Source organism: Streptomyces sp. B21-105, from assembly GCF_036898465.1.
Lineage (GTDB): Bacteria > Actinomycetota > Actinomycetes > Streptomycetales > Streptomycetaceae > Streptomyces.
Map to the genome: position 1 here is coordinate 3,397,515 of NZ_JARUMJ010000001.1, position 25,427 is coordinate 3,422,941.

Sequence of the window (25,427 nt, forward strand, 5' to 3'; positions counted from 1 at the left end):
CGGTCCGGACGCCTTCCTGCGAGGCCTGCCTTTGGCCATGAATTCTGCCGACGGTCACCGTTACGGAATTCCGCCGATCCGACCCGTAACCCCTGGCCCCCTCATTCGGGACCAGGGGTTTTCGGTGCCTACTCGGCACCCGAACACCCGTCCTTTAGGGCGAACTTGTCCCGATTTGTCGACGAGCGTGTAACAGCGGTTAATCGGCCCGGCGAGCGCGGAATCCCCGATGCATGAACCACAACACCCCGCTCCCCCGCGTCCCCTCGGCGTCCCCCCGCCCCGTCCGCCGCCTCTCCGACATCCACCGCCGCGTCGCCACCGCCGCCCGTCTCCGCTCGCAGGGCGTGGCGTCCGCCGAGGCCGAGGAGCAGTGCCGTCCCGGCGGGCCCTGGCAGCAGGTGCTGCCCGGCGTGTACCTGCTCCACCCGGGACCGCCCACCAGCGAGGAGCGGCTGCACGCGGTGCTGATGTACGCGGCCCGTGAGACGTCGGCGCCCGGGGTGCCGTCCCAGCCCGCCTCGGGGGATCCGCACCGGCCGGTGTACCGGGACGCGATGATCACGGGGCTGGCCGCCCTGAATCTGCGCGGTCTGGCGTCCGCGCCGCCGCTGACCTCGCTGGAGCACGTCGACGTCCTGGTGCCGCGGCTGCGCCGACTGCGCTCGACGGGCTGCGCGCACGTCGTCCGCACGGCCTCGCTGCCGGCGCCCGAGCAGGCGACCGGGGTCCCGGTGGCGCCGGTGCCGCGCGCCCTGGCCGACGCGGTGGCCGCTCTGACGGACGCGGTCCTGGTGCGCCGGCTGCTGTCGGAGGCGGTACGCGGGGGTCACTGCGAACCGACCGCCGTGGTGCGGGAGTTGAACGACGCGAAGCTGCTGAGCCGGCCGCACGTGGTGGACGCCGTGGACGCGTTGCTCGCGGAGGGGCGCGCGATCGCGGAGGACCGCCTGTACGCGATGGTGCACGAGCACGGCCTGCCCGACCCGGTGTGGAACGTGGACCTGCGCCTGCCGGGCGGCCCCCACCTCGGCGGCCTGGACGCCTACTGGCCGGACCAGGCGGTGGCGGTGGAGCTGGACACCCGGGCCCCGCGCCAGGACGAGGACGCGCTGTGGTCCGAGTACGCGCGCAAGCGGGAACACCTGGAGCGTCTGGGTATCACCGTCGTGTACGTCACGCCGAAAAAGCTGCGGGACGCGAGCGAACAGCAGGCGGCGGTGGTCCGCACGGCCCTGATGGCGTCGGGCGACCGCGACCCGGCCGCGTATGTCGTGGTGCTGCCCCGGTAGGGGCCCGGCCGGGAGCGGACCGATACCGACCGGTGCCGACCGGGGCGGCATCAGGAGGGGAGAGGAGGGGCCGTCGGAGCGGGACCGACGGCCCCTCCTCGGGCGTCTCATCCTCCGGGCGGCACGGCAGTCCGGCCGGTCACCGGGCGTTCCCGCCACAGTGCGAGCGCGGTGTCGACCAGGCGGACCCGGGTGAGGGAGGCGACCGCGTCCAGGTCGTGCCAGGCGGCCATGTCGGTGGAGCCGTTCACCTCGTGGCGCAGTTCCCCGCCGACGACCCGCCCCTCGTAGAGCACGCGGACGGCGTGATGGTCCTCGGGACCGCGCAGGCCCTTGCGGCCGAGGGCGGGGCGGAAGGTGCGGCCGAAGGTGCGGCGGGCGGAGTCGATGCCGAGCAGGCCGGTCACCTCGACGCGGTAGCCGGTCTCCTCGTCGAGCTCGCGCACGACGGTGTCGAGGGGATCCTCGCCGTGCTCCATGCCGCCGCCGGGGAGCACCCACTCGGGCGTGCCGTCGGGAGCCGGCGAGCGGGCGAGCAGCAGCCGGCCGTCGCGGACACAGACGGCGTAGGCCGCCACCCTCAACGTCTTGCGCATACCCGGACGGTAGCCGCATCGGCCGGCCCGGGCAGCGGGTTTTCCGTCCGCTCGGCTGCCGCCCGCACCGCGGCCCCGACGGCGGCGGAAGAGCGGTCGGACAGCGCGTGCACAGTCGGCTCATAGAGGGTTTTCCCCAAACATCCATCTCGATTCCATCAACTCTCCCCAAACAACTGACTCTTAGGCAAAACTTTGCGGTCATCCGGGAGCGCGTTCCGGAGGACCGTGATCAGGCAGGAACGGCCTGTTCACGTGCTGCTCGTTCCTTTACCTACAAGGGATGCCGATGACCCACACCCCCGAGCGTGAACCCATATCGGGCGCAAGACGCGTGGCGCGGATAGCCGTGGCCGCGGGACTCGTGGCCGCGCTGTCCGCGGCCGGACCGATACCCATGGCCTTCTCCGCCGACGCCGGCCAGGCCCCGGTCACGGCCGACCCGGGCGTGAAGTCCGCCCACGACAAGCTCGGCTCCGACGACGCCGACCTCCTCGCCGAGGCCAAGGCCGCCGGCGACAAGAACGTCACGCTGATGGTCGCGACCGCCCCCGGCCAGACCGAGCAGGTCGCCGAGGAGCTGGACGGGGTCAAGGGCGGCTCCGTGGGCCAGTCCTACGACAAGCTCGGTTACGTCCGCGCCACCGTCCCGACGGGCAAGGCCGACTCCGCGATCGCCGCGGCCGCCAAGCTGTCCTCGGTGCATGCCATCGACCTGCGCCAGGACATCGTCCTCGACGACCCGGCGCCCAGCGCGGACACCGCAACGACCGCCAAGTCCGCGAAGTCCGCCGCGAAGGCGAAGACCTACCCCGCGCCGGGCAGGAAGACCCCCGCCGAGAACCCGTACAACCCGTCCTTCGAGACGGGCGCCGTCGACTTCGTGAAGAAGAACCCGAAGGCGGACGGCCGCGGCGTCACCATCGGCATCCTCGACTCCGGCGTGGACCTCGGCCACCCCGCGCTGCAGAAGACCACCACCGGCGAGCGCAAGATCGTCGACTGGGTGACGGCCACCGACCCGATCCTCGACGGCGACGCCTCGTGGCGCCCGATGACGACCTCGGTGTCCGGTCCCAGCTTCGCCTTCGGCGGCCGGACCTGGACCGCGAAGCCCGGCTCGTACCAGGTCAACCTGTTCCGCGAGTCCGCCACCGCCGGCGGCGACGCCAAGGGCGACGTCAACCGTGACGGCGACACCACCGACGTGTGGGGCGTCCTGTACGACGCGGCCGCCGGCACCGTCACCGTCGACGTGAACAACAACGGCGACTTCGGCGACGACACCGCGATGAAGCCGTACAAGGACGGTTACCAGGTCGGGTACTTCGGCACCGACGACCCGAAGACCGACATCGCCGAGCGGCAGCCGTTCGTCGTGCAGATCCGCAAGGACGTGCCGATGGACCCGTTCGGCGGCGACTGGGTCGGCAAGAAGGCCGACTTCGCCAACATCGGCCTCATCGCCAGCGAGCACGGCACCCACGTGGCCGGCATCACCGCCGCGAACGGCCTGTTCGGCGGCAACATGGACGGCGCCGCGCCCGGCGCGAAGCTCGTCTCCTCCCGCGCCTGCGTCTTCGGTCCGGGCTGCACCAACGTGGCCCTCACCGAGGGCATGATCGACCTGGTCGTCAACCGCGGCGTCGACATCGTCAACATGTCGATCGGCGGTCTGCCGGGTCTGAACGACGGCAACAACGCGCGCGCCGAGCTGTACACCCGCCTCATCGACACCTACGGCGTCCAGCTCGTGATCTCCGCGGGCAACGAGGGCCCCGGCGCGAACACCATCGGCGACCCCGGTCTGGCCGACAAGGTGATCTCGGTCGGCGCGGGCATCTCCAAGGAGACCTGGGCGGCCAACTACGGCTCGCAGGTGACGAAGAAGTACGCGCTGCTGCCGTTCTCCTCGCGCGGCCCGCGTGAGGACGGCGGCTTCACGCCGACGCTCGTCGCGCCCGGCGCCGCGATCAACACCACCCAGACCTGGCTGCCGGGCGCCCCGGTCGCCGAGGCGGGCTACCAGCTGCCGGCCGGCTACTCCATGCTGCAGGGCACCTCGATGGCCTCCCCGCAGGCCGCGGGGGCCTCGGCGCTGCTGATCTCGGCCGCCAAGCAGCACAAGGTCGCGCTCACCCCGGCGATCCTGCGCACGGCGCTCACCTCGACCGCCCACCACATCAAGGGTGTGCAGGCGTACGAGGAGGGCGCTGGCGCCATCGACGTCGTGGACGCCTGGAAGTCCATCAGGAAGGGCGCCACCGCCCACGACTACACCGTCAAGGCCCCGGTCGACACCGCGCTCGACCAGGCCCTGAAGACCCCGGGCTTCGGCACCGGCATCTACGACCGCGAGAGCGGTCTGAAGGCCGGGCAGAAGAAGACGTACGACGTCACCATCACCCGTACGTCCGGTCCCGCCACGGCGGTCCGCCACGAGCTGGAGCTCGAGAACAACGCCGCCGGCACCTTCAAGATCCTCGGCGACGACGAGGTGAAGCTGCCGCTGAACAAGCCGGTGACGGTCCGGATCCAGGCCAAGCCGAGGGCCGCGGGCATCGCCAGCGCCATCCTCGAGGTCGACGACCCGAAGACCGAGGGCGTCGACAAGCAGATCCTCAACACGGTCGTCGTCTCGACGCCGCTGAAGCACAAGTTCGCCGTGTCGAACACCGTGCAGCGCAACAGCTTCCAGTCGTACTTCCTGACCGTGCCCGAGGGCGCCAAGTCGTTCGAGGTCGCGATCGGCGGTCTGAAGGACAAGAGCCAGACCCGGTTCATCTCGATCCACCCGTACGGCGTCGCGGTCGAGGACAGCTCCACGATCTACTGCTACAGCAACTACCCGAACACCAACGGCTGCCGGCCGGACGCCCGTTCGTACCTGAACCCGCAGGCCGGCGTCTGGGAGATCGAGGTCGAGTCGCGCCGCACCTCGCCGCTGCTGGACAACCCGTACAAGCTGGAAGCCACCGTCTACGGCGCTGCCTTCGACCCGGCGACCGTGACCGTGCCCGAGGTGAAGGTCGGCACCCCGGCCACCGCCTCCTGGAAGGTCACGAACAACTTCGCCGCGATCGACGGCAAGCTGGCCGGCGGCCCGCTCGGCTCGTCCAAGGCGACCCGTCCGACCATCGCGAACGGCGAGACCCAGACCACCACGGTCGAGGTCCCGGCGGGCGCCAAGTCGCTCGACGTCTCCATCGGCAACGTCTCGGACGCCTCCGCCGACCTGGACCTCACGGTCTTCGACGCGGCCGGCAACCAGGTCGCGCAGCAGGCCGACGGTGACTCGGAGGAGGCGGTCTCCATCCCGGCGCCCGCCGCCGGCACGTACACCATCGAGGTCGCGGGCTACTCCGTCCCGGCCGGCACGACGGCGTACGACTACCTGGACGTGTTCTTCTCGTCCTCCCTGGGCGCCGTCGCCGTCGACGAGTCGACGCCGGTGAAGCTGGGCACGGGCGCCTCGACGTCGGTCAAGGCGACGGTCACCGCCGCGGCCGCGGCGCCCGAGGGCCGGGCCTTCTTCGGCCAGGTCCAGCTCGTGAACGCGCGGGGCACCGTCGCGGGCTCCGGCAGCGTGGCGATCGAGAAGGTCACCCCGTAACACGTAACACCGAGCACAGCAGTGGGGGCGGGCGTCCGTAAGGGCGCCCGCCCCCCGCCGTTCCCGCCGCCGACCGGCCCCGTCAGGGCACGCGCCGCGCGACCCGACCCGTCCCGGCGGCCCGGTCGGCCCGTCACCCGGTCAGCCGGGCGGGGTTCCGTCACAGGTGAGGCCGGCCGTCTCGGGGAGGGCTCGGGCGAGCGCGGTCCGCTGGGGCACGATGTCGGCCTCGCCGACCGCCCAGACGTCGGGCGTGGCCGACCCCCGCCCCAGCGCGACCAGCACGTGGTCGCCCGCCGCCGGCAGCGGGTCCGTGTCGTGCTCCAGGTCGAAACCCGCCTCCGGCGAGCTCACGGCGGGCCGGTACGCGTGCGTGACGCGCAGCGTGACGCGCTCGCGGGTCGTACCGGGCAGCGGGCGGACGTCCGTCACCTCCCCCTCCACCACGAGCCGGGCGCACACGAGGTACCCGGGGTCGCCGAGCGGGCTGCCGGCGTCCTCGGTGCCCTTGGCCCCCGACCCGTCGGCGCCCGCGCCCGCGTCGCTCGCGGCGCTCGCCTTCCCGTCGGCGTCGTCGGACACCCCGTGCCCCACCTGGACGACCCCCCACCCGACCCCGAAGACCGTCGCGCCGGCGGCGGCGACGCACGCGGCCCGCAGCACGAGAGGCCGCAGCCGGGCCGCCGGCCCGGGCCGGGACGGCGAGGGGAGCCGGGACGCGCGGGGCGGCCGGGGGCGCCGGAATCGCCCGGGCCGGTGTGCCGGGTCGGCCCGCTGCTCCGCCCGGGCCGCCGGGTCCGCCGTGAGGGCGTCCGCGAGGGCGCCGAGCTGCTCGCGCAGCAGCGCGAGGTCGGCCGTCGCCGAGCGGTGTTCCGCCATGAAGGCGTCGTCCGCGCGGCTCTCGTACGGCAGCGGCTCGTCGACGATCGCGGCCATCAGCGCGTCCAGACCGGCGCGGCCCTCGTGTTCCGCGGTCACGTCACACCACCTCGTCCTCGTGCAGGCGGGCGCGCAGCGCCCGGACCGCTGTGTGCAGGCGGCTCTTGACGGTGCCCTCGGGGACGCCCAGCTCCCGGGCTATCGAGCGCACCGGCAGGTCGGCGTAGAAACGCAGGACGAGGACCTGCCGCTGGGCGTCGGGCAGCTCGTCCAGGCCCTGGGCGACGGCGAGGGAGAGCACGCTGGTGTCCTCGCCCGAGGCGGGCTCGTGCTGGCGCAGCGAGGCCAGCCGCTCCCCCAGCCGTTCCTGACGGCGTTTGGCGCGATGCCAGTCCATGGCGAGGTTGGAGGCCACGACCGCCGCCCACGCGGAGACGTCGCGCGGCGCCTCGTAGCCTTTCGCCGCGCGTTCCAGCAGCCGCAGGCGGACCTGCTGCACCCCGTCCGGCAGGTCCGCCTGCGGCATCCCGCCGAGCGCGAGCACCGCCCGCACCCGGCGTTCCTGCGCCGCGTCCAGGGGGTCGTCGCCGGACACGGCCCCGTCCTCCCCCAGGACGCGGTGGGCCCTTCTGCGCAGCACAGCCACCCCTCCCTACCGCGTTTCCTCTATGACGCCGTGGGCCGCGGAAACGTTCGGCGGAGCCGTGGGGGATCGCGCAGAGGCGTACGTCACACCGGCGCGTGCGGCAGCACGGCTTGCGGTGCGGGGTGGGCGCGGGGCGAATTCCTCCAGTTCAGCGGGGTGTGGGAGGGAGTTCCGTAACCGGCGGGCGCGGCGGGGCGTCCCAGCCCTCGGGCATGCGGGGCAAAGAATTGGACAGGCGGGCCGGGGTCGGCCGCATCATGGAATGGCCTGGGCCAGGCAACACGCACGTAAATGGGACGGACAGAGGGAGTCGCCGTGAGGGTCGGAATCGTCGGAGCCACCGGTCAGGTCGGCACGGTCATGCGCAGGATCCTCAAGGAGCGGGACTTCCCGGTCACGCAGCTGCGCCTGTTCGCGTCGGCCCGCTCGGCGGGGACGGTCCTGGACGGCGTGACGGTGGAGGACGCGGCGACGGCCGACTACGCGGGGCTGGACATCGTCCTGTTCTCGGCGGGTGGCGCGACGTCGAAGGCGCTCGCGGAGAAGGTCGCCTCGCAGGGCGCGGTCGTGATCGACAACTCGTCCGCCTGGCGCAAGGACCCCGCGGTTCCGCTGGTGGTCTCCGAGGTGAACCCGCACGCGATCGCGCACCGCCCCAAGGGCATCATCGCCAACCCGAACTGCACCACGATGGCCGCGATGCCGGTCCTGAAGCCGCTGCACGCGGAGGCCGGCCTGGAGGCGCTGGTGGTCGCCACGTACCAGGCGGTGTCCGGGTCGGGCGTGGCGGGCGTGGCGGAGCTGCACGGCCAGGCGCAGAAGGTGGTGCCTGAGGCGGACAAGCTGACCCACGACGGCGGGTCGGTCGACTTCCCCGAGCCGCAGGTCTACAAGCGTCCCATCGCCTTCAACGTCGTCCCGCTCGCCGGCTCGATCGTCGAGGACGGCCTGGGCGAGACGGACGAGGAGCAGAAGCTCCGCAACGAGTCCCGCAAGATCCTGGAGATCCCGGACCTCAGGGTCTCCGGCACCTGTGTGCGGGTCCCGGTGTTCTCCGGGCACTCCCTCCAGGTCAACGCCCGCTTCGCCCGTCCGCTGTCGGCGGAGCGTGCGACGGAGCTGCTGTCCGAGACCGCCGGCGTGGTCCTCACCGACATCCCGACGCCGCTCGAGGCGGCCGGCAAGGACCCGTCCTTCGTGGGTCGTATCCGCCGGGACGAGACCGTGGAGCACGGCCTCGCCCTGTTCATCTCCAACGACAACCTGCGCAAGGGCGCCGCGCTGAACGCGGTGCAGATCGCGGAGCTGGTGGCGGACGAGCTCAAGGGCTGACGCCCTCGCACACGTGCGCAGGGGTGGCCGCCGGTGTTCGGCGGCCAACCCTGCGGTGCGCTCAGACGGTGCGCTCAGAGAGCGAGGTGCCGCCGGAGTGCGCCGTCGATCTCCGCCATGCGCGGTCGTGGTACCGCACCGATCCGCGCGAGGATCCGCTCCGGAGCCACGGCTCGCACCTGCTCGCACTGAGCCTTCGAGTCCTTGGGCAAGTGGCACTCGTCCGCGCCGAGGAACACCTGGAACGTCAGGACGCGCGTCGTGTTCGACGTGAGGGGCACCACGGTGATCACCCCTCGGCCGTGGCGCTCGACCGACCGGTTGGCGGCGTCGTTGGACACGATCACCGAGGGGCGCGCCTTGTTCACTTCGCTGCCCCGCGTCGGCTCGTAGTCGACCAGACAGATGTCACCTCGCCTCATCGACCAGCCCGTCGCCCGCGAACCTGTCCCAGAACCCGGCGTCCTCGCCCGCGTCCCACTCCTGGAAAGCCTCCGCGTACTCGGCCTCCAGCTGGCCGGCACGCAGCAGCTCGATGGCAGCGTGTATCACGGCGGACCGCGAATCGGCCTCGGTTCTGGCCGCGTACTCATCGACGAAGGCGACGTCCTCCTGGGGCAGACTCACACTGATCTTCATACCCCCGATACTACCCGCAGTAGCCAAACCGTAGCCACTCCAGCGTGGGCGGACTTCGTGGAAGGATGACGCAACCGACACATATCGAGGAGATGACCGCGTGCCTGGCACAAACCTGACTCGCGAAGAGGCGCAGCAGCGGGCGAAGCTGCTCACCGTTGACTCGTACGAGGTCGATCTCGACCTCTCCGGCGCGCGGGAGGGCGGCACTTACCGGTCCGTGACCACCGTGCGCTTCGACGTGGCCGAAAACGGTGCCGCGTCCTTCATCGACCTGGTGGCCCCGGCCGTCCACGAGGTGACGCTCAACGGGGAGGAGCTGGCCCCCGAAGAGGTGTTCCAGGACTCCCGGATCGCGCTGCCGGGCCTGCTGGAGGGGCGTAACGTCCTGCGGGTCGTGGCGGACTGCGCGTACACCAACACCGGTGAGGGTCTGCACCGGTTCGTCGACCCGGTCGACGAACAGACCTATCTCTACACCCAGTTCGAGGTACCGGACGCCCGTCGGGTGTTCGCGTCCTTCGAGCAGCCCGACCTCAAGGCGACCTTCCAGTTCACCGTGAAGGCGCCGACCGGCTGGACCGTCGTCTCCAACTCGCCGACGCCGGAGCCCAAGGACGACGTCTGGGTGTTCGAGCCGACCCCGCGGATCTCCAGCTACATCACCGCGCTCGTCGTCGGCCCGTACCACAGCGTCCACAGCGTGTACGAGAAGGACGGGCAGTCGGTGCCGCTCGGCATCTACTGCCGGCCCTCGCTCGCCGAGTTCCTCGACTCGGACGCGATCTTCGAGGTCACCCGGCAGGGCTTCGACTGGTTCCAGGAGAAGTTCGACTACGCGTACCCGTTCCAGAAGTACGACCAGCTGTTCGTGCCGGAGTTCAACGCGGGCGCGATGGAGAACGCGGGCGCGGTCACCATCCGCGACCAGTACGTGTTCCGGTCCAAGGTGACCGACGCCGCGTACGAGGTACGCGCGGAGACGATCCTGCACGAGCTGGCCCACATGTGGTTCGGCGACCTGGTCACCATGGAGTGGTGGAACGACCTGTGGCTGAACGAGTCGTTCGCCACGTACACCTCGATCGCCTGCCAGGCGTACGCGCCGGACTCGCGCTGGCCGCACTCGTGGACCACGTTCGCCAACTCCATGAAGACCTGGGCCTACCGACAGGACCAGCTGCCCTCGACCCACCCGATCATGGCCGAGATCCGCGACCTGGACGACGTCCTGGTCAACTTCGACGGCATCACGTACGCCAAGGGCGCGTCCGTCCTGAAGCAGCTCGTGGCGTACGTCGGCATGGACGAGTTCTTCGCGGGCGTGCAGGCGTACTTCAAGCGGCACGCCTTCGGCAACACGCGGCTGTCCGACCTGCTCGGCGCGCTGGAGGAGACCTCCGGCCGTGACCTCGCCACGTGGTCGCAGAAGTGGCTGCAGACGGCCGGCATCAACGTGCTGCGCCCCGAGATCGAGACGGACGCCGAGGGCGTCATCACCTCGTTCGCGGTCCGCCAGGAGGCCCCGGCGCTCCCGGCCGGTGCGAAGGGCGAGCCGACGCTGCGCCCGCACCGCATCGCCGTCGGCCTGTACGGCCTCGACGACGACAGCGGCAAGCTGCTGCGCGACGAGCGCGTGGAGCTGGACATCGACGGCGAGCTGACGGCCGTCCCGCAGCTGGTCGGCAAGCGCCGTCCGGACGTCGTCCTGCTCAACGACGACGACCTGTCGTACGCCAAGGTCCGGCTGGACGAGCAGTCGCTCGCCTTCGTCACCGAGCACCTGGGCGACTTCGAGGCGTCCCTGCCGCGCGCGCTGTGCTGGGCGTCGGCGTGGGACATGACCCGGGACGCCGAACTGCCCGCCCGTGACTACCTGTCCCTGGTGCTGTCCGGCATCGGCAAGGAGTCGGACATCGGCGTGGTCCAGTCGCTGCACCGTCAGGTCAAGCTCGCCGTCGACCTGTACGCCGACCCGACGGCCCGCGAGGCACTGCTGACCCGCTGGACGGACGCCACGCTCGCCCATCTGCGGTCCGCCGCCGCGGGCAGCGACCACCAGCTGGCCTGGGCGCGCGCGTTCGCGGCCACCGCCCGCACGCCGGAGCAGCTGGACCTCCTGGACTCCCTGCTGGACGGTTCGCAGACGATCGAGGGCCTGGCTGTCGACACCGAGCTGCGCTGGGCGTTCGTGCAGCGGCTCGCGGCGGTCGGCCGGTTCGACGAGGCGGAGATCGCCGCCGAGTACGAGCGCGACCGCACGGCGGCCGGCGAGCGGCACGCGGCGAGCGCGCGGGCCGCGCGTCCGACGCCGGAGGCCAAGGCGGAGGCGTGGGCGCAGGTCGTCGAGGACGACAAGCTGCCCAACGCCCTTCAGGAGGCGGTCATCGGCGGCTTCGTCCAGACCGACCAGCGTGAGCTGCTCGCGCCGTACACCGACCGCTACTTCGAGGTCGTCAAGGGCATCTGGGAGTCCCGTTCGCACGAGATCGCCCAGCAGATCGCGGTCGGCCTCTACCCGGCGGTCCAGGTCTCCCAGGAGACCCTGGACCGCACGGACGCCTGGCTGGCCTCGGCCGAGCCGAACGCGGCCCTGCGCCGCCTCGTCTCCGAGTCCCGCTCGGGCGTGGAGCGCGCGCTGAATGCCCAGGCGGCCGACGCGCGCTAGTCGACGCGGTACGGCGGAACGCGGCGCGTACGCAACACAGCGCGTGCGTCGGCGCGTGGACGACGGCGAGGGCGCCCGGTGATCACACCGGGCGCCCTCGCCGCATGCTCACCTCACCTCACCGCGTCTCACTTCCCCGCGGCCGCCCGCGCGGGCGGGAGGTCGGCGGCGGCCCCGAGGTCCTCGCGGGGGCGGGTCGCGGCCGGCACGGGCGGCCGCCGCGGCGTCAGCTGCCCCGCCACCGTCGCGGCGAAGGCCAGCGCCATGCCCGTCAGCTGCACGGGCGTCAGCGACTGGCCGAGCGCCGCCCAGCCGACGACGGCCGCGGTCAGCGGCGAGAGCGGGGCGAGGAAGGTGACCTGGGTGGCGCTGAGGCGGCCGATGCCGCGGAACCAGAGCCAGTACGAGACCGCCGTGTTCGCCAGGGCGAGGTAGAGGTAGCCGGCGACCGCACGGCCGTCCAACGCGGGCGGGGCGCCCTCGACGAGCAGGGCGAGCGGCGCGATGAGCAGGCCGCCCACGGTGAGCTGCCAGCCGGTGAGGGCGAGCGGGCCGACCCCTTCGGGACGGCCCCACTTCTTCGTCAGGACCGTTCCGGCCGACATCGACGCCGTGGAGGCGAGCGCGGCGACCACCCCGAGCGCGTCCGGCGCCCCGGCCGCCTTCAGCACGACGAGGCCGACGCCGAACACGGCCACCACGCCGGTGAGCAGGGTCCGTGCGGTGGGCCGTTGCCTCAGCAGCACCGCCGACAGGCCGACCACGAGCAGCGGGCCGACCGAGCTGACGATGGCCGCCATGCCGCCGGGCAGCCGGTAGGCGGCGAGGAAGAGGAGGGGGAAGAAGGCGCCGATGTTCAGCGCGCCGAGCACCGCGGCCTTCCCCCACCAGACCCCGCGCGGCAGCACCCGGCCGAGCGCGAGCAGCAGCAGCCCGGCGGGCAGCGCCCGCATCAGGCCGGTGAACAGGGGCCGGTCGGCCGGGAGGAACTCGGAGGTGACGGCGTAGGTGGTGCCCCAGGAGATCGGGGCGAGGGCGGTGAGCAGGACGGTGGCTGACCTCTTCATATAGGTAGCTTAGCGCTAAGCTACTTACTTGCAAGTCTCTTGTCTGTCATCCGCTAGTTCGTGAGCCACTTTCTTGCGGGTCACCGAAGGCGGGCGGATACTCACCCCATGAGCAGCCAGTCCCCCACGCCCGCGGACCCCACGCCGGCAGACTCCCCGCCTGCGGCGCACTCGCCCAAGGACCCCTCGCGCAAGGACCGCACGCGCAAGGACGTCACGCGCAAGGACCCCGTCGACGCGATCGCCGAGCAGTGGGCGACGGTGCGGCCGGACCTCGACACCGCCGCCATGGAGGTGTTCGGCCGCATCGGCCGGATCGCCCGCGCGATGGGCGACCGTACGGAGCAGGCGTACGCGGCACTCGGCATCGCCCGCGGCGAGTTCGACGTACTCGCCACTCTGCGCCGCTCCGGCGAGCCCTACACCCTCTCGCCGCGTCAGCTCTCGGCGACGCTCATGCTGACCACCGGCGGCATGACCGGCCGCCTCGACAAGCTGGAGCGGGCCGGGCTGCTGCGTCGCTCCCCCGACCCGCACGACCGCCGCGGCCTCCAGGTGACGCTGACCGAGCGCGGACTGGAACTCGTCGACCGTGCCGTCGTCGCGGGCCTCGCCGTCCAGACGGATTCCCTGGCCGCAGCCCTGAACGCCGAACAGGCCGGCCGACTGGCCGACCTGCTGCGGGAGTTGCTGCTGTCCACGGAGACCCCGCGAGGCTGACGACGCCCGATCCCGCCCGTCCCGGCCCGTCCGGTCTGGTGTCGAAGGGCCATGCGAAGCCGAGTTCCTCGGCCCGCTCGCGGGTGCCGCCGCTGACCCGGCTGTAGCGCTTCGAGTCCTCCTCGGCCAGCCGACGCAGGGCGGCCGCGGCCTGCTCCCGCGGTGGCGCGCCGTCGTCCCAAACGGCCCACTGGAACACCAGCGGGTCCCCTTCCGATCGTCCGGGGCGCTCACCGGACGGTGGGGGACTCGATTCGGTAGGTCATGCGCACCAGCCTGCCCGCCGAGCCGCCCGGCCTGTCGACGGATTTCCGGACTGCGGCCCGCCGCCCTTCGGTCCGGACACACAGCGAGGGCGCCCGTCCCGCCGTGCACGGTCTGTGCGTACGTGCGGTGGGACCGGCGCCCTCGAGGAGCGTGCCGAGAACGGGAACCTCAAGCCTTGGCGGGCTTGGCCTTCCCCCGGACGGAGATGTTGGAGCTGGTGTCGTCGCCCCGGTCCTTCGACCTGTCCAGCACCCACACCAGTCCGGCGATCAGCGCGAACAGTACGAGGGGGGCCGCGACGTAGAGGCCCAGCGTCTCGATGACGCTGAGACCCGGGCCGGGGTCGTCGCCGTCGTCGCGGGTGAGCGCGAGCGCGGGGGACGACATGAGCAGCATCATCAGCGTCGTACCGGCGGCCAGGGCGCCGGCGCGCAGGGCGTTCTTCTTGTCCACGGTGCCCAAGTTAGCGAACGGCGTCGCGACGCGCGCGTCCGGGGTGCCGTATGAGGCGCGCGCGACCGTCACGTCCCCGCCCGGGCGTCGCCGGGGGAAGCGCGGGGCGGCCGTCACGCCCCCTCCCGCGCGTCGCCGGGCTGCTCGCCGAACGGGTCGCCGGACGGGACGCCGGGTGGGTCGCCGGGCGGGGGGTCCTGACCCCGTTCCCGCAGGACGTCCATCAGTGCGTGCAGTCGCGGAGAGGCCGTCAGTTGTTCCAGGGTCACCGGGCGGCCCTCGGCGTCCGCGACGGGCAGCCGCCAGTTCGGGTACTGGTCCCAGGTTCCGGGGAGGTTCTGCGGGCGGCGGTCGCCGACGCCGTCCGGCAGCCAGACGCCGATCATGCGGGCCGGGGTGCGCAGCAGGAAGCGGTGGACGGCCTGGACCTCGGCCTCCTCCGAGGAGGCGTCGCTGCCGCCGCCGGTGCCGGCCAGGAGTCCGAGCCGGCTGAGCTCGGCCAGCCATTCGCCGGTGTCGTTGGCGGCCTCGGTGCGCTCCTCCTCCAGCGGCCGGGCCAGCAGGCCCAGCCGGTCGCGGAGTTCGACGTGCTCGCCGGTGAGCCGGGCGGCCGTGGACGGCAGGTCGTGGGTGGTCGCGGTCGCCAGGCAGTCGGCCCGCCAGCGGTCGGGCGACAGCGGACGTCCGTCGCCCTCCCAGTCCCGCTCGAACCACAGGACGGACGTGCCGAGCACCCCACGCTCGCGCAGCGCCTCCCGCACGCCCGGCTCGACGGTGCCGAGGTCCTCGCCGATCACCGCCGCGCCGGCCCGGGACGCCTCCAGCACCAGGACGGCGAGCATGGCCTCGGCGTCGTAGCGGACGTAGGCGCCCTCGGTCGGCGGCTCGCCCCGCGGGACCCACCACAGCCGGAACAGGCCCATGACGTGGTCGATCCGCAGCGCGCCGGCGTACCGGAACAGCGCCCGCAGCAGCCGGCGGTAGGGGGCGTAGCCGGAAGCGGCCAGCCGGTCGGGGCGCCAGGGCGGCAGGCCCCAGTCCTGGCCGCGGGCGTTGAAGGCGTCCGGCGGGGCGCCCACCGACATGCCGGCGGCGAAGTACTCCTGCTGCGCCCACGCGTCGGCGCCCTCGGGATGCACGCCGACCGCCAGGTCGTGCACGATCCCGACGGGCATGCCGGCCTCGCGCGCGGTGCGCTGGGCGGCGGTGAGCTGCTCGTCGGTGAGCCAGGCGAGCCGCGAGTGGAAGTCGACGCGGTCCATCAGCTCGCCCCGCGCGCGGGCGGTCTCGGCCGAACGGGGGTCGCGCAGTCCGGACGGCCACTGCCGCCACTGCGAGCCGTGCACCTCGGCGAGGGCGCACCAGGTGGCGTGGTCCTCCAGGGCCTGCCCCTGCTCGGCGAGGAAGTCGCAGTAGGCGGCGCGCCGGCCGGGTCCGAGCGGCACGCGGGCGACGAGTTCCAGGGCCTCCCGCTTGAGCCGCCACACCGCGTCCCGGTCGATCAGCTCGCCCTTGTCCAGGACGGCCTCGCGCAGCCGGCCGGCCCGCTCGAGCAGCGCGGCGCGCAGGGCGTCGTCCGGGACGTACGCGTATTCGGGGACGCCCTCGACGCGCAGGTGCACCGGGTCGGGGAAGCGCCGGGAGGAGGGCCGGTAGGGGGAGGGGTCGGTGGGGGTGCCGGGCACGGCCGCGTGCAACGGGTTGACCTGCACGAATCCGGTGCCGAGCGTCCGCCCCGCCCAGCCGGTGAGTTCCCCGAGGTCGCCCAGGTCACCCATGCCCCACGAGCGGCGGGAGAGCAGCGAGTACAGCTGGACGAGGAGCCCGTACGACCGTCCGGCGGGCGCGGGCAGGCGGGCCGGGGCGACGACGAGGTGGGACGCGCCGGTCCGGCCGTCGGGTGCGGTGACCGTCAACCGGTGTACCCCGAGCGGGAGTTCTGCGATGCCGTCACGGCTCTCGCCCTGTTCGGTCTCGACGTGCAGCCGGCTGCCCTCGGGGAGGGCCGCCAGCGCCTCGGGCGGGCTGCCGCTCCAGCACACCACGGTCGGCGGCAGCAGTCGCTCACGCAGCTGCGCCTCCCGGGCGGCGAGCGCGGCACGCACGGCCCGCGGCGCGCCCGCGTCGACGCCGAGGGCTGCCAGGACGCGGGTGACGGCGGCCGCGGAGGCCGTGACCGTGCGGTCCGCGGAGGGCTGGTAGGAGGTGGCCACGCCGTGCAGCGCGGCGAGCCGGGCGAGCTCTTCCCCGGGGGGTGCGGTCATCTACGGCCTCGTGGAGTCGGAGTCCGCGGCGGCGAGCGGCGGCTCGCTGGTCAGGGGCTCGGCGTGGGGCAGCGGGGGTTCGCTGGTCAGGGGCTCGGCGTGGGGCAGCGGGGGTTCGCTGGTCAGCGGGGGTTCGGCGCAGCTTCCTTCGGCGCTGAAGGCGCACAGGCGGACGTCTTCGGTGGCGGCGGAGAGCTCCGCCGGGCGTTTGGACCGGGGCGGCGCGATCACGGTGGCCTCCTCATCGGATACGACATCGGTTACCGCAGCCCTACCCAGCGGACGCCGGGCCAGACGTCCCCTCGAACGCCCCGCTGAACATCCCGCTGGACGCCGCGCTGAACGTCCGCGGCCGACGCGCCGCGTCACACGCTGCCACATCCCCGTGCCCCATCCGGGCGCCATGGCAACGGACGCGTCGGGTTCACACCTGCGACGTGGCGAAACGGGGCGGCCGAGCGACACGGCCGCCGCCGGCGCCGTCGCCGATACCGGCAAGATCAATGGGTAAATTCGGAACACCCCGCCACAATCCAGACGGTGAAAAATCGCCCTACTTTAGACAACTCGACGACAGTGTTGAGGCAACAGCGCACCCCTTGAAAGAAGTTGACCTTTCACGAAGCGGACTGATACTTTCCAGAAACGGGCTGAAGAACCCTCAGCCGCACGGGGGACGGGGAATGTGGGGGAAGTGTGTTCGCAACTTCACAAGTGCCTGACCCCGTGCTTGACGCACATTGAAACAGGGGAAAGCATGAAGCGCGGTACGCGTATTACCACGATCGTCGGCACGGCCGCCGTGATCACTCTGGCGATGGCCCCCATCGCCGAGGCCAACTGGAGCAGCTCCATAACCGGCGCCAGCGCCAGCTTCGAGTCCCGCCGCTGGTCGGACGAGCTGTACTCGCAGGTGAAGTTCACCGGGTGCACCACCGACGGCTCGAAGAGCACCGACGTGCAGATCTGGAACGACATCTCGTTCCAGCCTGACGAGGCCTACGACAACAAGACGTTCACCGCCTGCTTCAACGGCGGTACGAGCAACGGCGAGTGGACCGACCTGCCGTCCGGCATGCGCGACTACTACTTCAAGCTCATGAAGATCGGCGGCTCCACCTTCGGCCCGCAGCTGAGCGTGCGCACCGTGTCGGTGGACACCACCAAGGCTGACTAGACGGCTGACAGACCAGCCCTGAGGGGCGTCCCGCACGGGGCGCCCCTCTCCGGCCGACAAGTGGTTCGGTGAGACTGCATGAAATTCAGCACCACTCTGCGCAGCGGTAGTGTGCGATGGGCTGGGCCCATTATTCTCCTACTGACATCCCTTTACTATGTCGTAGGCCAGACAGCCCCTCTCTCGAGTTACTTCCATTACGCGCCGAGCATTGTCGCAGAGCCACTGACGACACTTTATGCACTGGCTTATGCGACGGCCGCGGGACTTGCCTGCTGGGAGAGTGGCCGTCTGAAAAGCGCACGGATATGGGCCTTGGCTCCTGCCCGTTCCCGCTATCGGATCGCGGCCAACATCCTGGCCCCGGTGATCGCGCTCTCGTGGCTTGTTCTCCTTCTTCCCCCCGCGGTCTCACTCGCACGGTCGGCGACCATGCCCAGCCTCGACAGCCTGCGCCTGCCGCTCGCGGCGATGGTGATATGCGTCGCACACGCGATCGTGGGATTCGCCGTGGGCTGCTGGGCTCCCCGCATCATCGCCACGCCGATCCTGGCCGTGGCCGACTGGCTCGTCGTCGCCTTCACCCGGGCGATGCTGCCGTACTGGCCCCGCCATGTGTCCGGGCAGTTCGGCACGATCGGCTTCGGCGAGGTGCCCCGGTTCGTCACGGCGGCTGCCCCGATGCTGCTGGCCGGCGGCATCGCCGTCGGACTGCTCCTCCTCTGGCTGCCCTACGGGTGGCGCCTGCTCCGGGTCGCCCTCGCGGCCGCGGTCGCCGTGGGCGGCGCCTTCGGCGCCTACCGGATCACCGCCGACTGGTCGGCCACTCCGCCGATCACCACCGGGAACGTGGCGATGGCGTGCACCGGCAGCGCGCCGCGCATGTGCGTGCCGGAGTTCAACGAGCGTTATCTCTCCAAGGCGCAGAGCGCCAGCGCCAAGGCGCTGAGCGTGCTGCGGGACGCCGGGGCGACCTCGGCCCGGCCCGAGCTGATCACCGACGGCTACGTCGACGGCCGCCATCAGAAGGCGTCCACGGACACGGAATGGCGCATGATGCTGACCGTGCCCATGCAGCGGGGCGACGCGGTGTACCAGGTCGTGGTGCGCTCGCTGAAGTTCCGCTGCGAGGAGGTCGACGTCCGTACCGCGCACTCGGCCTGGCTGTGGGCCGCCACGAAGACGGGGCAGGCGAAGGCCTACCAGATGCGCCGGGAGCAGGAGGGCATGAACCCCGAGGACCGGCAGCTGGAGAAGCAGATCAAGGCCGACGTCACCCGGGTGCTGGCCGAACCCGCGGCCGAGCAGACCAAGTGGATCAAGCAGCAGCTCGACACCTGTCAGGGGAACCCGTCGTGAGGTGGTGGTTCACGGCCCGGCGGGGGCACACGCTGCTGCCGCTCGCCCTCGCCGTCTTCACCGCCGCCCTCTACGCCGTCCAGGACGCCACGGTGCTGTTGCCGGCCATCACCGGCAGTCCCAGGGTCGCGCTCGCCCTGTTCGTCCCGGTGCCCCTCTTCGCCATCCTGATGGCGGTGCTGGAGTCCCGGCTGCCCGCGGCCGAGGTCTCCGGAGTACGGTCCGTGACCCGGCTCGACAACCTGCTCGTCACCGGGGTCATGGCGGCCGCGGTGCTGTGCAGCCTCGTCGTCAGCGCCCTGCAGGGAACCGGGACGGCCACGACCGGAGGGCGCAACGCCCTGTTCCTGACCGGCCTCATGCTGCTCGGACGCGCCTGGGTCGGCCAAGGAGCCGTGATGCTCCCCGTGGGATGGTTGGTCACCGTCGCCGTCATCGGGTTCCGTGGGAACGTCCCGCGCTCGTGGACCGTCATCGCGCTCCCTGCGGACGACCTGTTCGCAGCAGCCGCCTCCCTGGTGGTGTTCGCCCTCGGACTCGCCGCCCAGATCCGCTCGTCGAGGAAAACAGCGTGACACTCGAACTCCGCAACTGCACCTACGGCTACCGGCGCTGGAAGCAGCCCGTGCTGCAGGACTTCTCCTACAGCCTGCCGGAGGGCCTCACCGTGCTGCTCGGTCCCAACGGGGCCGGCAAGTCGACGCTGCTGAAGCTCGCGGCCTCGGTGACCACCCCCCAGAAGGGGCACGTCGCCCTCGACGGGGCGCCGGCCGGCACCGCGGCGTACCGGCAGGCCGTGGCCTGGATGCCACAGGACATCGTGCCCATGCCGACGCTCACGGCCCGCGAGTACGTCGCCTACATCGGCTGGCTCAAGGGCATGAACCGCACGGACGCCTGGAAACAGGCACGCAAGGCCCTCGCCCGGGTGGAGCTGACGGAGAAGATCGACGCCCGCACGAGCCAGCTCTCCGGCGGCCAGCTGCGGCGCGTCGGTGTGGCCGGGGCGCTGGTGCACGGCGCCCGGGTCCTGCTGCTGGACGAGCCGACCGCCGGCATGGACCCCTACCAGCGCCGCGTGTTCCGCGACATCCTGCGCGGGCTGACCGGTGACGTGCGGGTCCTGCTGTCCACGCACGACGTCGCCGACCTCGCGGAGGAGGCGGACCACGTCACGGTCATGTACGGCGGAGCCGTCCTGCACCACGGGACCACCCACACGTTCCTGGCCCACACTCCGCCGGGAACCCTCGAGGGGCGCGCCGCGGAAGGCGCGTACACCGCGCTGCTGCGAAGCCACAACGTCGCCGCCTGACGCCCGGGGCCGTCGGCGGAGCCCCGGGCGGGCTCCGCCGACGGCACGCACGGCACGCACGGCACGCGCCCGAGCGGCTAGGCGGAGATGCCGTCGATCCTGGCCAGGGCGTCGTCCGCGCCGTACGGCTGCAGGTACGGCAGCCAACGCGGGTCCCGGTGACCCGTGCCGATGATGCGCCAGGCGAGGCCTGAGGGCGGGGCGGGCTTGTGGCGCAGGCGCCAGCCGATCTCGACGAGGTGCCGGTCGGCCTTGGTGTGGTTGCAGCGACGGCAGGACGCCACGACGTTGTCCCACACGTGCTTGCCCCCGCGGCTGCGCGGGACGACGTGGTCGACGCTGGTTGCGACGCCACCGCAGTACATGCACCGGCCCCCGTCCCGGGCGAACAGCGCCCGACGGGTCAGCGGGACGGGCCCCCGGTAGGGAACCCGGACGAATCGCTTGAGCCGGACCACGCTGGGTGCGGGGACTGTGACGGTCGCGCTGTGCAGGAAGGCGCCCGATTCCTCGAGGGAGACTGCTTTGTTCTCCAGGACGAGGACGAGCGCGCGGCGGAGCGGTACGACGCCGAGTGGTTCGTACGACGCGTTGAGGACCAGGACGTGCGGCACGGATGCCTCCTTGGGCGTCGGCGGCGCGTGGCTCGCGCCGGGACGATCTGTGGTCAGTCTCCCCTCTCGCCTGCTGGACGCGCCACCATGTGCCGGTAACGGGCTGGGAGTGTTTTCGACCACACCCTGTTGTCTCCCCAGGATCATGGCCTGTGCAAGCACGGGTGAGGACCGTCTCTCCTTCACCGAACGCGCCGAACCACTCACGATGCCCCGTTAGTGTGGTGGTTCTGTCTGTCCGGTGACCTTTCCGTGACCTGGTCGAGCGTGTCGCCTTCGACCGCCGCACCGGACGCAGCAGTAGCAGCACCTGGAGGTACCTGCCGTGTCCTTGCACGCCGTCCTACTGGCCGCCGACGCGTCGCCGACGCCGACTCCCTCGGAGTCGCCGTCCACGGTGACGGTGCCGTCCCTCCAGGACGCCCAGGAGAGCGCGACGAACGCGGCCAGCTGGGTCGAGCAGAACTGGTCGACGTGGCTGGCGATCGGGCTGCGGGTGCTGCTGATCCTGGTGATCGCGGTGGTGCTCAGAGTGGTGGTGCAGCGGGCGATCACCAAGCTGATCGACCGGATGAACCGCACCGTCGCCTCGGTCGACGGCACGGCGCTGGGCGGGCTGCTGGTCAACAACGAGCGGCGGCGTCAGCGCTCGCAGGCGATCGGCTCGGTGCTGCGCTCGGTGGCGAGTTTCCTGATCATGGGCACGGCCGCGCTGATGGTGCTGGGCACCTTCGAGATCAACCTGGCCCCGCTGCTGGCCTCGGCCGGTGTCGCGGGCGTCGCGATCGGTTTCGGCGCGCGCAACCTGGTCACGGACTTCCTCTCCGGCGTGTTCATGATCCTCGAGGACCAGTACGGCGTCGGCGACCAGATCGACGCGGGCGTGGCCTCCGGCGAGGTCATCGAGGTGGGCCTGCGGGTGACCAAGCTGCGCGGCGCCAACGGGGAGATCTGGTACGTCCGCAACGGCGAGGTCAAGCGGATCGGCAACCTCTCGCAGGGCTGGGCGACAGCCGGCGTCGACGTGACCGTCAAGGCGTCCGAGGACCTCGACCGGGTGAAGGCCACCCTGGACGGGGTCGCCGAGAAGATGAGCAAGGAAGAGCCCTGGAACGAGCTTCTGTGGAGCCCGATCGAGGTCCTCGGCCTGGACAGCGTCCTGCTCGACTCGATGGTGGTCCACGTCTCTGCGAAGACGATGCCGGGCAAGTCCCTGACGGTCGAGCGGGAGCTGCGCTGGCGCGTAAAGCGCGCTTTCGAGGCGGCCGACATCCGCATCGTGGGCGGCGCGACCGCCCCCGCGACGGAGGACCCGGCGGATCCGTCGGCGGCGGTCGCGGCCCCCTCCGTGTACGCCAACGCCGACTCCCCGCAGTCCGCGGCGGCGACGCCGATCACCCCACCGCGGACGGCCGCACCGTCGACCCCCGCGAAATAGCGGAACGGCTCAGCACCCTCGTTCGAGTGAACGGCAGGGGCACCGGTGCGACGAGGAGAACCAGCACCCCGCACCACCGCACCCTCCGGATCCCCCACACCCCCACACCCCCACAACCGCATACCTGCACCCCGCAGCAGGTCGTCCTGCCGACGGCGAGGCCCGGCGTCGCTTTCTTCTTCACGCAGAAGGCGTTCGCCGAAGGTGTCACTCTCACCGGAGTGAAGGGTCAACAAGGCATGAAACTCACCGTGGTCGCGCGCCTTCTTCGAAGGCTGAGCGGCCCCCGCCGAGGGCGCGCGGGTCTGGCGAGGGCGCTCGGGTCTGCCACGGGACGCGCAGGTCTGCCACGGGGGGCGCGTTCTCGCATCGGGACGCGCGTTTCCGCCGTGGGAGCGGGGCGCGCGACCAGGCAGGACGCCCCCGCGCACCGAAGCCGACGCACGCCCCCGGGAAGGAACCGAACACCCGCCCCAGGCGTATTCATGGGCAGGGGTGACTGCGATCTGATCAAGATCCAGTGAAGGCCGGTGCGCAGTACCGCTCCCGCCGGGGATACTGACCGGCGGGAGATGACCATGGGGGAGGTCGAACAGTGGCAGATCCGGCAACCAGCACGGCACCACCGCCGGTCAAGGCGCCGGTCACAGCGCCGGTCAAGGCGTCGGTGCCGACGCCGTCCGGCCCGCGCCGGACGGCTTTCGCCGAGGGCGTCGACAGGGCCCGTGCCGCGGCGACCACCGAGCCCGGGCGGCTGCGTGTCATCGGCGCCGTCCTCGCCCTGCTCGTCCTCGCCTTCGGCGCGGTGACGGCGTGGCAGACCACCGACCGCGCGGCCGCCGCCGACGACGTGCTGCACAAGAGCCAGCCGCTGAGCTCGGCCGCGGCCGACATCTACCGGTCGCTGGCGGGCGCCAACACGGCCGCCTCCGACGGCTTCCTGGCGGGCGGCCAGGAGACGGCGACGTCCCGGCAGCGCTATGAGGAGAACATCGACAACGCGGCCGAGAAGCTCGTCAACGCCGCCAACAGCGCCGACGCCGACTCCGCCTCCACCGAGTACATCGTCAAGCTGAACAGGATGCTGCCCGAGTACAAGGGTCTGGTGGAGCGCGCGCGGACGTACAACCGGCAGGGCTTCCCGGTCGGCGGCGCCTATCTGCGCTACGCCAACCAGAAGATGCAGGACGAGATGCTCCCGGCGGCCCAGGAGCTCTACGACAGCGAGAACCGGCGGCTGCAGGACGACTACGGCGACGCCACCCCCTACCCCTGGGCGGCGATCGTGCTCGGCGTGCTCGCGCTGGCGGGCCTGGCCTGGGCGCAGCACCGCAACTACCGCCGTACGAACCGGGTCCTGAACCACGGCCTGGTCGCCGCGACGGCCACCACGACGGTCGTCCTGCTGTGGCTGGTGGTCGGGCACAGTGTGGCGCGCGCCGGGCTCGACGACTCCTACGACCACGGCGTCCGCTCGCTGAACGTGCTGCACGACGCGCGGATCGCCTCCCTCAAGGCCCGGGGGAACGAGAACCTGACCCTGGTGGCGCGCGGCGCCGAGACGGTGAAGGTGACCGCCGACGGCAAGGACGTGACGCTCGACAAGTACGACCACTCCTTCAACACCGACATGACCGACCTCGGCAAGGGCCTCGCCCAGGCGGCGAAGCTCGCCGACGACGAGGCCGGCGAGAAGCCGGTCACGTCGGCCGAGAGCAACATGGCGGAGTGGAAAGAGCGCCACTCCGCGGCCCGCGCGCAGGACGACAACGGCAACTACGAGCAGGCGCTGGCTCTCGTGATCGGCGGGAAGAACGCGACGGGCGCGTGCTTCGACAGCGTCGACGCAAATCTCGCCACGGCGCTGGAGCACGAGCGGCTCGAGTTCCGTAAGGCGGCGAGCGGCGGTCTGGACGCGATGACGGGGCTGCCGATCGGTGCCGCCGTGCTCGCCGTGCTGGGCGCGGCGGGCGCGCTCCTCGGCATCGGCCGCAGGCTGTCGGAGTACCGGTGATGGGGGGCGTGACGATGCGTGTGCGACGTGTGCGGGCGAGCCTGCGGGGCTGGGGCGGAGTCGGCGCGATGGCAGGCCTGTGCGCCCTCGCGCTGGCCTTCGCGCTGCTGCTGCCGTGGACCGGCTCCGGACCGGCCGCCGGTGCGGGAGCCGGCCAGGGCGGCCGGGGCATCGCCTCGGGTACCCCGGCGGCCGACGCGACCTGCACGGACCCGGAGAAGCAGACGCTGGCGCCGTCGAGCGCGGACGGTGCGACGATCGCCGCGATCAAGGCCCGGCAGGGCGAGAAGCGCAAGCTGATCGTCGGCGTCGACCAGAACAGCTACCGCTGGGGCTACCGCGATCCCAACAACTCCGTCGCGGAGCTCGAGGGCTTCGACATCGACCTGGTCCACCGGATCGCGCAGGACATCCTCGGCGACCCGAAGGCGGTCCAGTTCAAGGCCATCCCGACCAACCAGCGCATCCCGGCCATCCAGGAGGGCCGGGTCGACATGGTCGTGCGCACGATGACGATCTCCTGCAGCCGGCTCGGCGAAGTCGCGTTCTCCGCGCCCTACTTCAAGACCGGTCAGCAGGTCCTCGCCCCCAAGTCCTCGGCGGTGGACGGCTACGACGCCACGCTGGCGAAGAAGAAGATCTGTGCGGCGGCCGGTTCGACGGCCTACACCCGGCTCGCCGACGACCAGAAGACCGGCAAGCTCGCCGCCGGCGCCACCATCGCCACGGTCCCCAACCAGCTCGACTGTCTGGTGCGGTTGCAGCTCGGCGAGGTCGACGCGGTGGTCACCGACGGTGCTCTCGCGGCCAGTCAGGCCGCGCAGGACCCGACGGTGGAGCTCAAGGGCGCCCCGTTCACGACCGAGTACTACGGCGTGGCGATGAAGAGCAGCGCGAGTGATCTGGTTCGCCGGGTCAACCAGATCCTGGTGGCGTACAGCGCGAGCGGCTGGCAGACGTCGTACGACAAGTGGCTTTCGGCCACACTGGGCGGTGACGCGGCCACGTCGCGACCGCCCACACCGCCGCAGTACCTGCGCACGAGCTGACGGGCCGCCACCGGGCGGCACGCCG

The 25,427-nt window shown here is 71.8% G+C and carries 22 protein-coding genes; 12 read left to right on the plus strand and 10 right to left on the minus strand.

Annotated features, from left to right (window positions below; translation table 11 throughout):
• The first annotated feature begins 233 nt into the window (after positions 1 to 233).
• Complete coding sequence (locus QA802_RS15285) at positions 234 to 1,292, plus strand: hypothetical protein (protein ID WP_334522468.1); 1,059 nt, start codon at positions 234 to 236, stop codon at positions 1,290 to 1,292.
• A gap of 107 nt (positions 1,293 to 1,399) precedes the next feature.
• Here the strand turns inward: QA802_RS15285 and QA802_RS15290 are convergent, their stop codons facing one another.
• Positions 1,400 to 1,888, minus strand: a complete 489-nt coding sequence (locus tag QA802_RS15290; RefSeq protein WP_334522470.1) for an NUDIX hydrolase — start codon at positions 1,886 to 1,888, stop codon at positions 1,400 to 1,402.
• Positions 1,889 to 2,177: 289 nt separating this feature from the next.
• Between QA802_RS15290 and QA802_RS15295 the strand changes: the two genes are divergently transcribed.
• Positions 2,178 to 5,501 (plus strand): S8 family serine peptidase, encoded by a 3,324-nt coding sequence (locus QA802_RS15295; protein WP_334522471.1) that lies wholly within the window; start codon positions 2,178 to 2,180, stop codon positions 5,499 to 5,501.
• A 141-nt stretch (positions 5,502 to 5,642) separates the two neighbouring features.
• Here QA802_RS15295 and QA802_RS15300 read toward each other — a convergent pair whose 3' ends face one another.
• Together QA802_RS15300 and QA802_RS15305 are read right to left on the minus strand one after the other, a co-directional pair.
• Positions 5,643 to 6,479, minus strand: coding sequence for a hypothetical protein (locus QA802_RS15300; RefSeq protein WP_334522473.1), 837 nt, complete (start codon positions 6,477 to 6,479; stop codon positions 5,643 to 5,645).
• A 1-nt stretch (position 6,480) separates the two neighbouring features.
• Positions 6,481 to 7,026 carry a sigma-70 family RNA polymerase sigma factor gene (locus QA802_RS15305; protein WP_443042115.1) on the minus strand — a complete coding sequence of 182 codons (546 nt, stop codon included), beginning with the start codon at positions 7,024 to 7,026 and terminating at the stop codon, positions 6,481 to 6,483.
• A 315-nt stretch (positions 7,027 to 7,341) separates the two neighbouring features.
• Between QA802_RS15305 and QA802_RS15310 the strand changes: the two genes are divergently transcribed.
• On the plus strand, positions 7,342 to 8,358 hold the full coding sequence (locus tag QA802_RS15310; protein WP_334522479.1) for an aspartate-semialdehyde dehydrogenase: 1,017 nt from the start codon (positions 7,342 to 7,344) through the stop codon (positions 8,356 to 8,358).
• A 74-nt stretch (positions 8,359 to 8,432) separates the two neighbouring features.
• Here QA802_RS15310 and QA802_RS15315 read toward each other — a convergent pair whose 3' ends face one another.
• Both QA802_RS15315 and QA802_RS15320 read right to left on the minus strand, forming a co-directional pair.
• Positions 8,433 to 8,780 (minus strand): type II toxin-antitoxin system PemK/MazF family toxin, encoded by a 348-nt coding sequence (locus QA802_RS15315; protein WP_334522482.1) that lies wholly within the window; start codon positions 8,778 to 8,780, stop codon positions 8,433 to 8,435.
• Positions 8,767 to 8,997 carry a ribbon-helix-helix domain-containing protein gene (locus tag QA802_RS15320; protein ID WP_334522485.1) on the minus strand — a complete coding sequence of 77 codons (231 nt, stop codon included), beginning with the start codon at positions 8,995 to 8,997 and terminating at the stop codon, positions 8,767 to 8,769. Before QA802_RS15320 ends, QA802_RS15315 begins: the two co-directional genes overlap by 14 nt.
• Positions 8,998 to 9,097: 100 nt before the next feature.
• On the opposite strand from QA802_RS15320, the gene pepN reads away from it, so the two are divergent.
• The gene (pepN, locus tag QA802_RS15325; protein ID WP_334522488.1) at positions 9,098 to 11,665 is read left to right on the plus strand and encodes an aminopeptidase N; all 2,568 of its coding nucleotides are present in this window, start codon (positions 9,098 to 9,100) and stop codon (positions 11,663 to 11,665) included.
• 128 nt (positions 11,666 to 11,793) lie between these two features.
• On the opposite strand, the gene QA802_RS15330 is transcribed toward pepN, so the two are convergent.
• Positions 11,794 to 12,732: an EamA family transporter gene (locus QA802_RS15330; protein ID WP_334522490.1), complete on the minus strand. Its 939-nt coding sequence runs from the start codon at positions 12,730 to 12,732 to the stop codon at positions 11,794 to 11,796.
• 108 nt (positions 12,733 to 12,840) lie between these two features.
• Here QA802_RS15330 and QA802_RS15335 point away from each other — a divergent pair, with 108 nt between their 5' ends.
• Positions 12,841 to 13,452, plus strand: a complete 612-nt coding sequence (locus QA802_RS15335; protein WP_334522492.1) for a MarR family winged helix-turn-helix transcriptional regulator — start codon at positions 12,841 to 12,843, stop codon at positions 13,450 to 13,452.
• A 435-nt stretch (positions 13,453 to 13,887) separates the two neighbouring features.
• Here QA802_RS15335 and QA802_RS15340 read toward each other — a convergent pair whose 3' ends face one another.
• The 3 genes from QA802_RS15340 to QA802_RS15350 form a co-directional block, all read right to left on the minus strand.
• The gene (locus tag QA802_RS15340; protein ID WP_319171339.1) at positions 13,888 to 14,172 is read right to left on the minus strand and encodes a hypothetical protein; all 285 of its coding nucleotides are present in this window, start codon (positions 14,170 to 14,172) and stop codon (positions 13,888 to 13,890) included.
• Positions 14,173 to 14,285: 113 nt separating this feature from the next.
• Positions 14,286 to 16,436: a 4-alpha-glucanotransferase gene (gene malQ / locus QA802_RS15345; protein ID WP_334522495.1), complete on the minus strand. Its 2,151-nt coding sequence runs from the start codon at positions 16,434 to 16,436 to the stop codon at positions 14,286 to 14,288.
• A complete protein-coding gene (locus tag QA802_RS15350) occupies positions 16,437 to 16,667 on the minus strand; it encodes a hypothetical protein (RefSeq protein WP_443042116.1) in 231 nt (76 codons plus the stop codon).
• Positions 16,668 to 17,193: 526 nt separating this feature from the next.
• Here QA802_RS15350 and QA802_RS15355 point away from each other — a divergent pair.
• From QA802_RS15355 to QA802_RS15370, 4 genes are all read left to right on the plus strand, one after another.
• Positions 17,194 to 17,613: a hypothetical protein gene (locus QA802_RS15355; protein ID WP_334522498.1), complete on the plus strand. Its 420-nt coding sequence runs from the start codon at positions 17,194 to 17,196 to the stop codon at positions 17,611 to 17,613.
• 432 nt (positions 17,614 to 18,045) lie between these two features.
• The gene (locus QA802_RS15360) at positions 18,046 to 18,972 is read left to right on the plus strand and encodes a hypothetical protein (protein WP_334522500.1); all 927 of its coding nucleotides are present in this window, start codon (positions 18,046 to 18,048) and stop codon (positions 18,970 to 18,972) included.
• Positions 18,969 to 19,547 carry a hypothetical protein gene (locus QA802_RS15365; RefSeq protein WP_334522502.1) on the plus strand — a complete coding sequence of 193 codons (579 nt, stop codon included), beginning with the start codon at positions 18,969 to 18,971 and terminating at the stop codon, positions 19,545 to 19,547. The genes QA802_RS15360 and QA802_RS15365 overlap by 4 nt, the downstream gene beginning before the upstream one ends.
• On the plus strand, positions 19,544 to 20,287 hold the full coding sequence (locus QA802_RS15370) for an ATP-binding cassette domain-containing protein (protein ID WP_319171345.1): 744 nt from the start codon (positions 19,544 to 19,546) through the stop codon (positions 20,285 to 20,287). The genes QA802_RS15365 and QA802_RS15370 overlap by 4 nt, the downstream gene beginning before the upstream one ends.
• A 77-nt stretch (positions 20,288 to 20,364) precedes the next feature.
• On the opposite strand, the gene QA802_RS15375 is transcribed toward QA802_RS15370, so the two are convergent.
• Positions 20,365 to 20,901 (minus strand): HNH endonuclease, encoded by a 537-nt coding sequence (locus QA802_RS15375; protein WP_057574627.1) that lies wholly within the window; start codon positions 20,899 to 20,901, stop codon positions 20,365 to 20,367.
• 325 nt (positions 20,902 to 21,226) lie between these two features.
• On the opposite strand from QA802_RS15375, the gene QA802_RS15380 reads away from it, so the two are divergent.
• The 3 genes from QA802_RS15380 (at position 21,227) to QA802_RS15390 (ending at position 25,402) form a co-directional block, all read left to right on the plus strand.
• Entirely contained in the window at positions 21,227 to 22,339 is a 1,113-nt protein-coding gene (locus QA802_RS15380; protein WP_334522508.1) for a mechanosensitive ion channel family protein, read from the plus strand.
• 595 nt (positions 22,340 to 22,934) lie between these two features.
• On the plus strand, positions 22,935 to 24,353 hold the full coding sequence (locus tag QA802_RS15385; RefSeq protein WP_443042117.1) for a GlnX family signal transduction membrane protein: 1,419 nt from the start codon (positions 22,935 to 22,937) through the stop codon (positions 24,351 to 24,353).
• A gap of 14 nt (positions 24,354 to 24,367) precedes the next feature.
• On the plus strand, positions 24,368 to 25,402 hold the full coding sequence (locus QA802_RS15390) for a glutamate ABC transporter substrate-binding protein (protein WP_334522511.1): 1,035 nt from the start codon (positions 24,368 to 24,370) through the stop codon (positions 25,400 to 25,402).
• Positions 25,403 to 25,427: the final 25 nt, after the last annotated feature.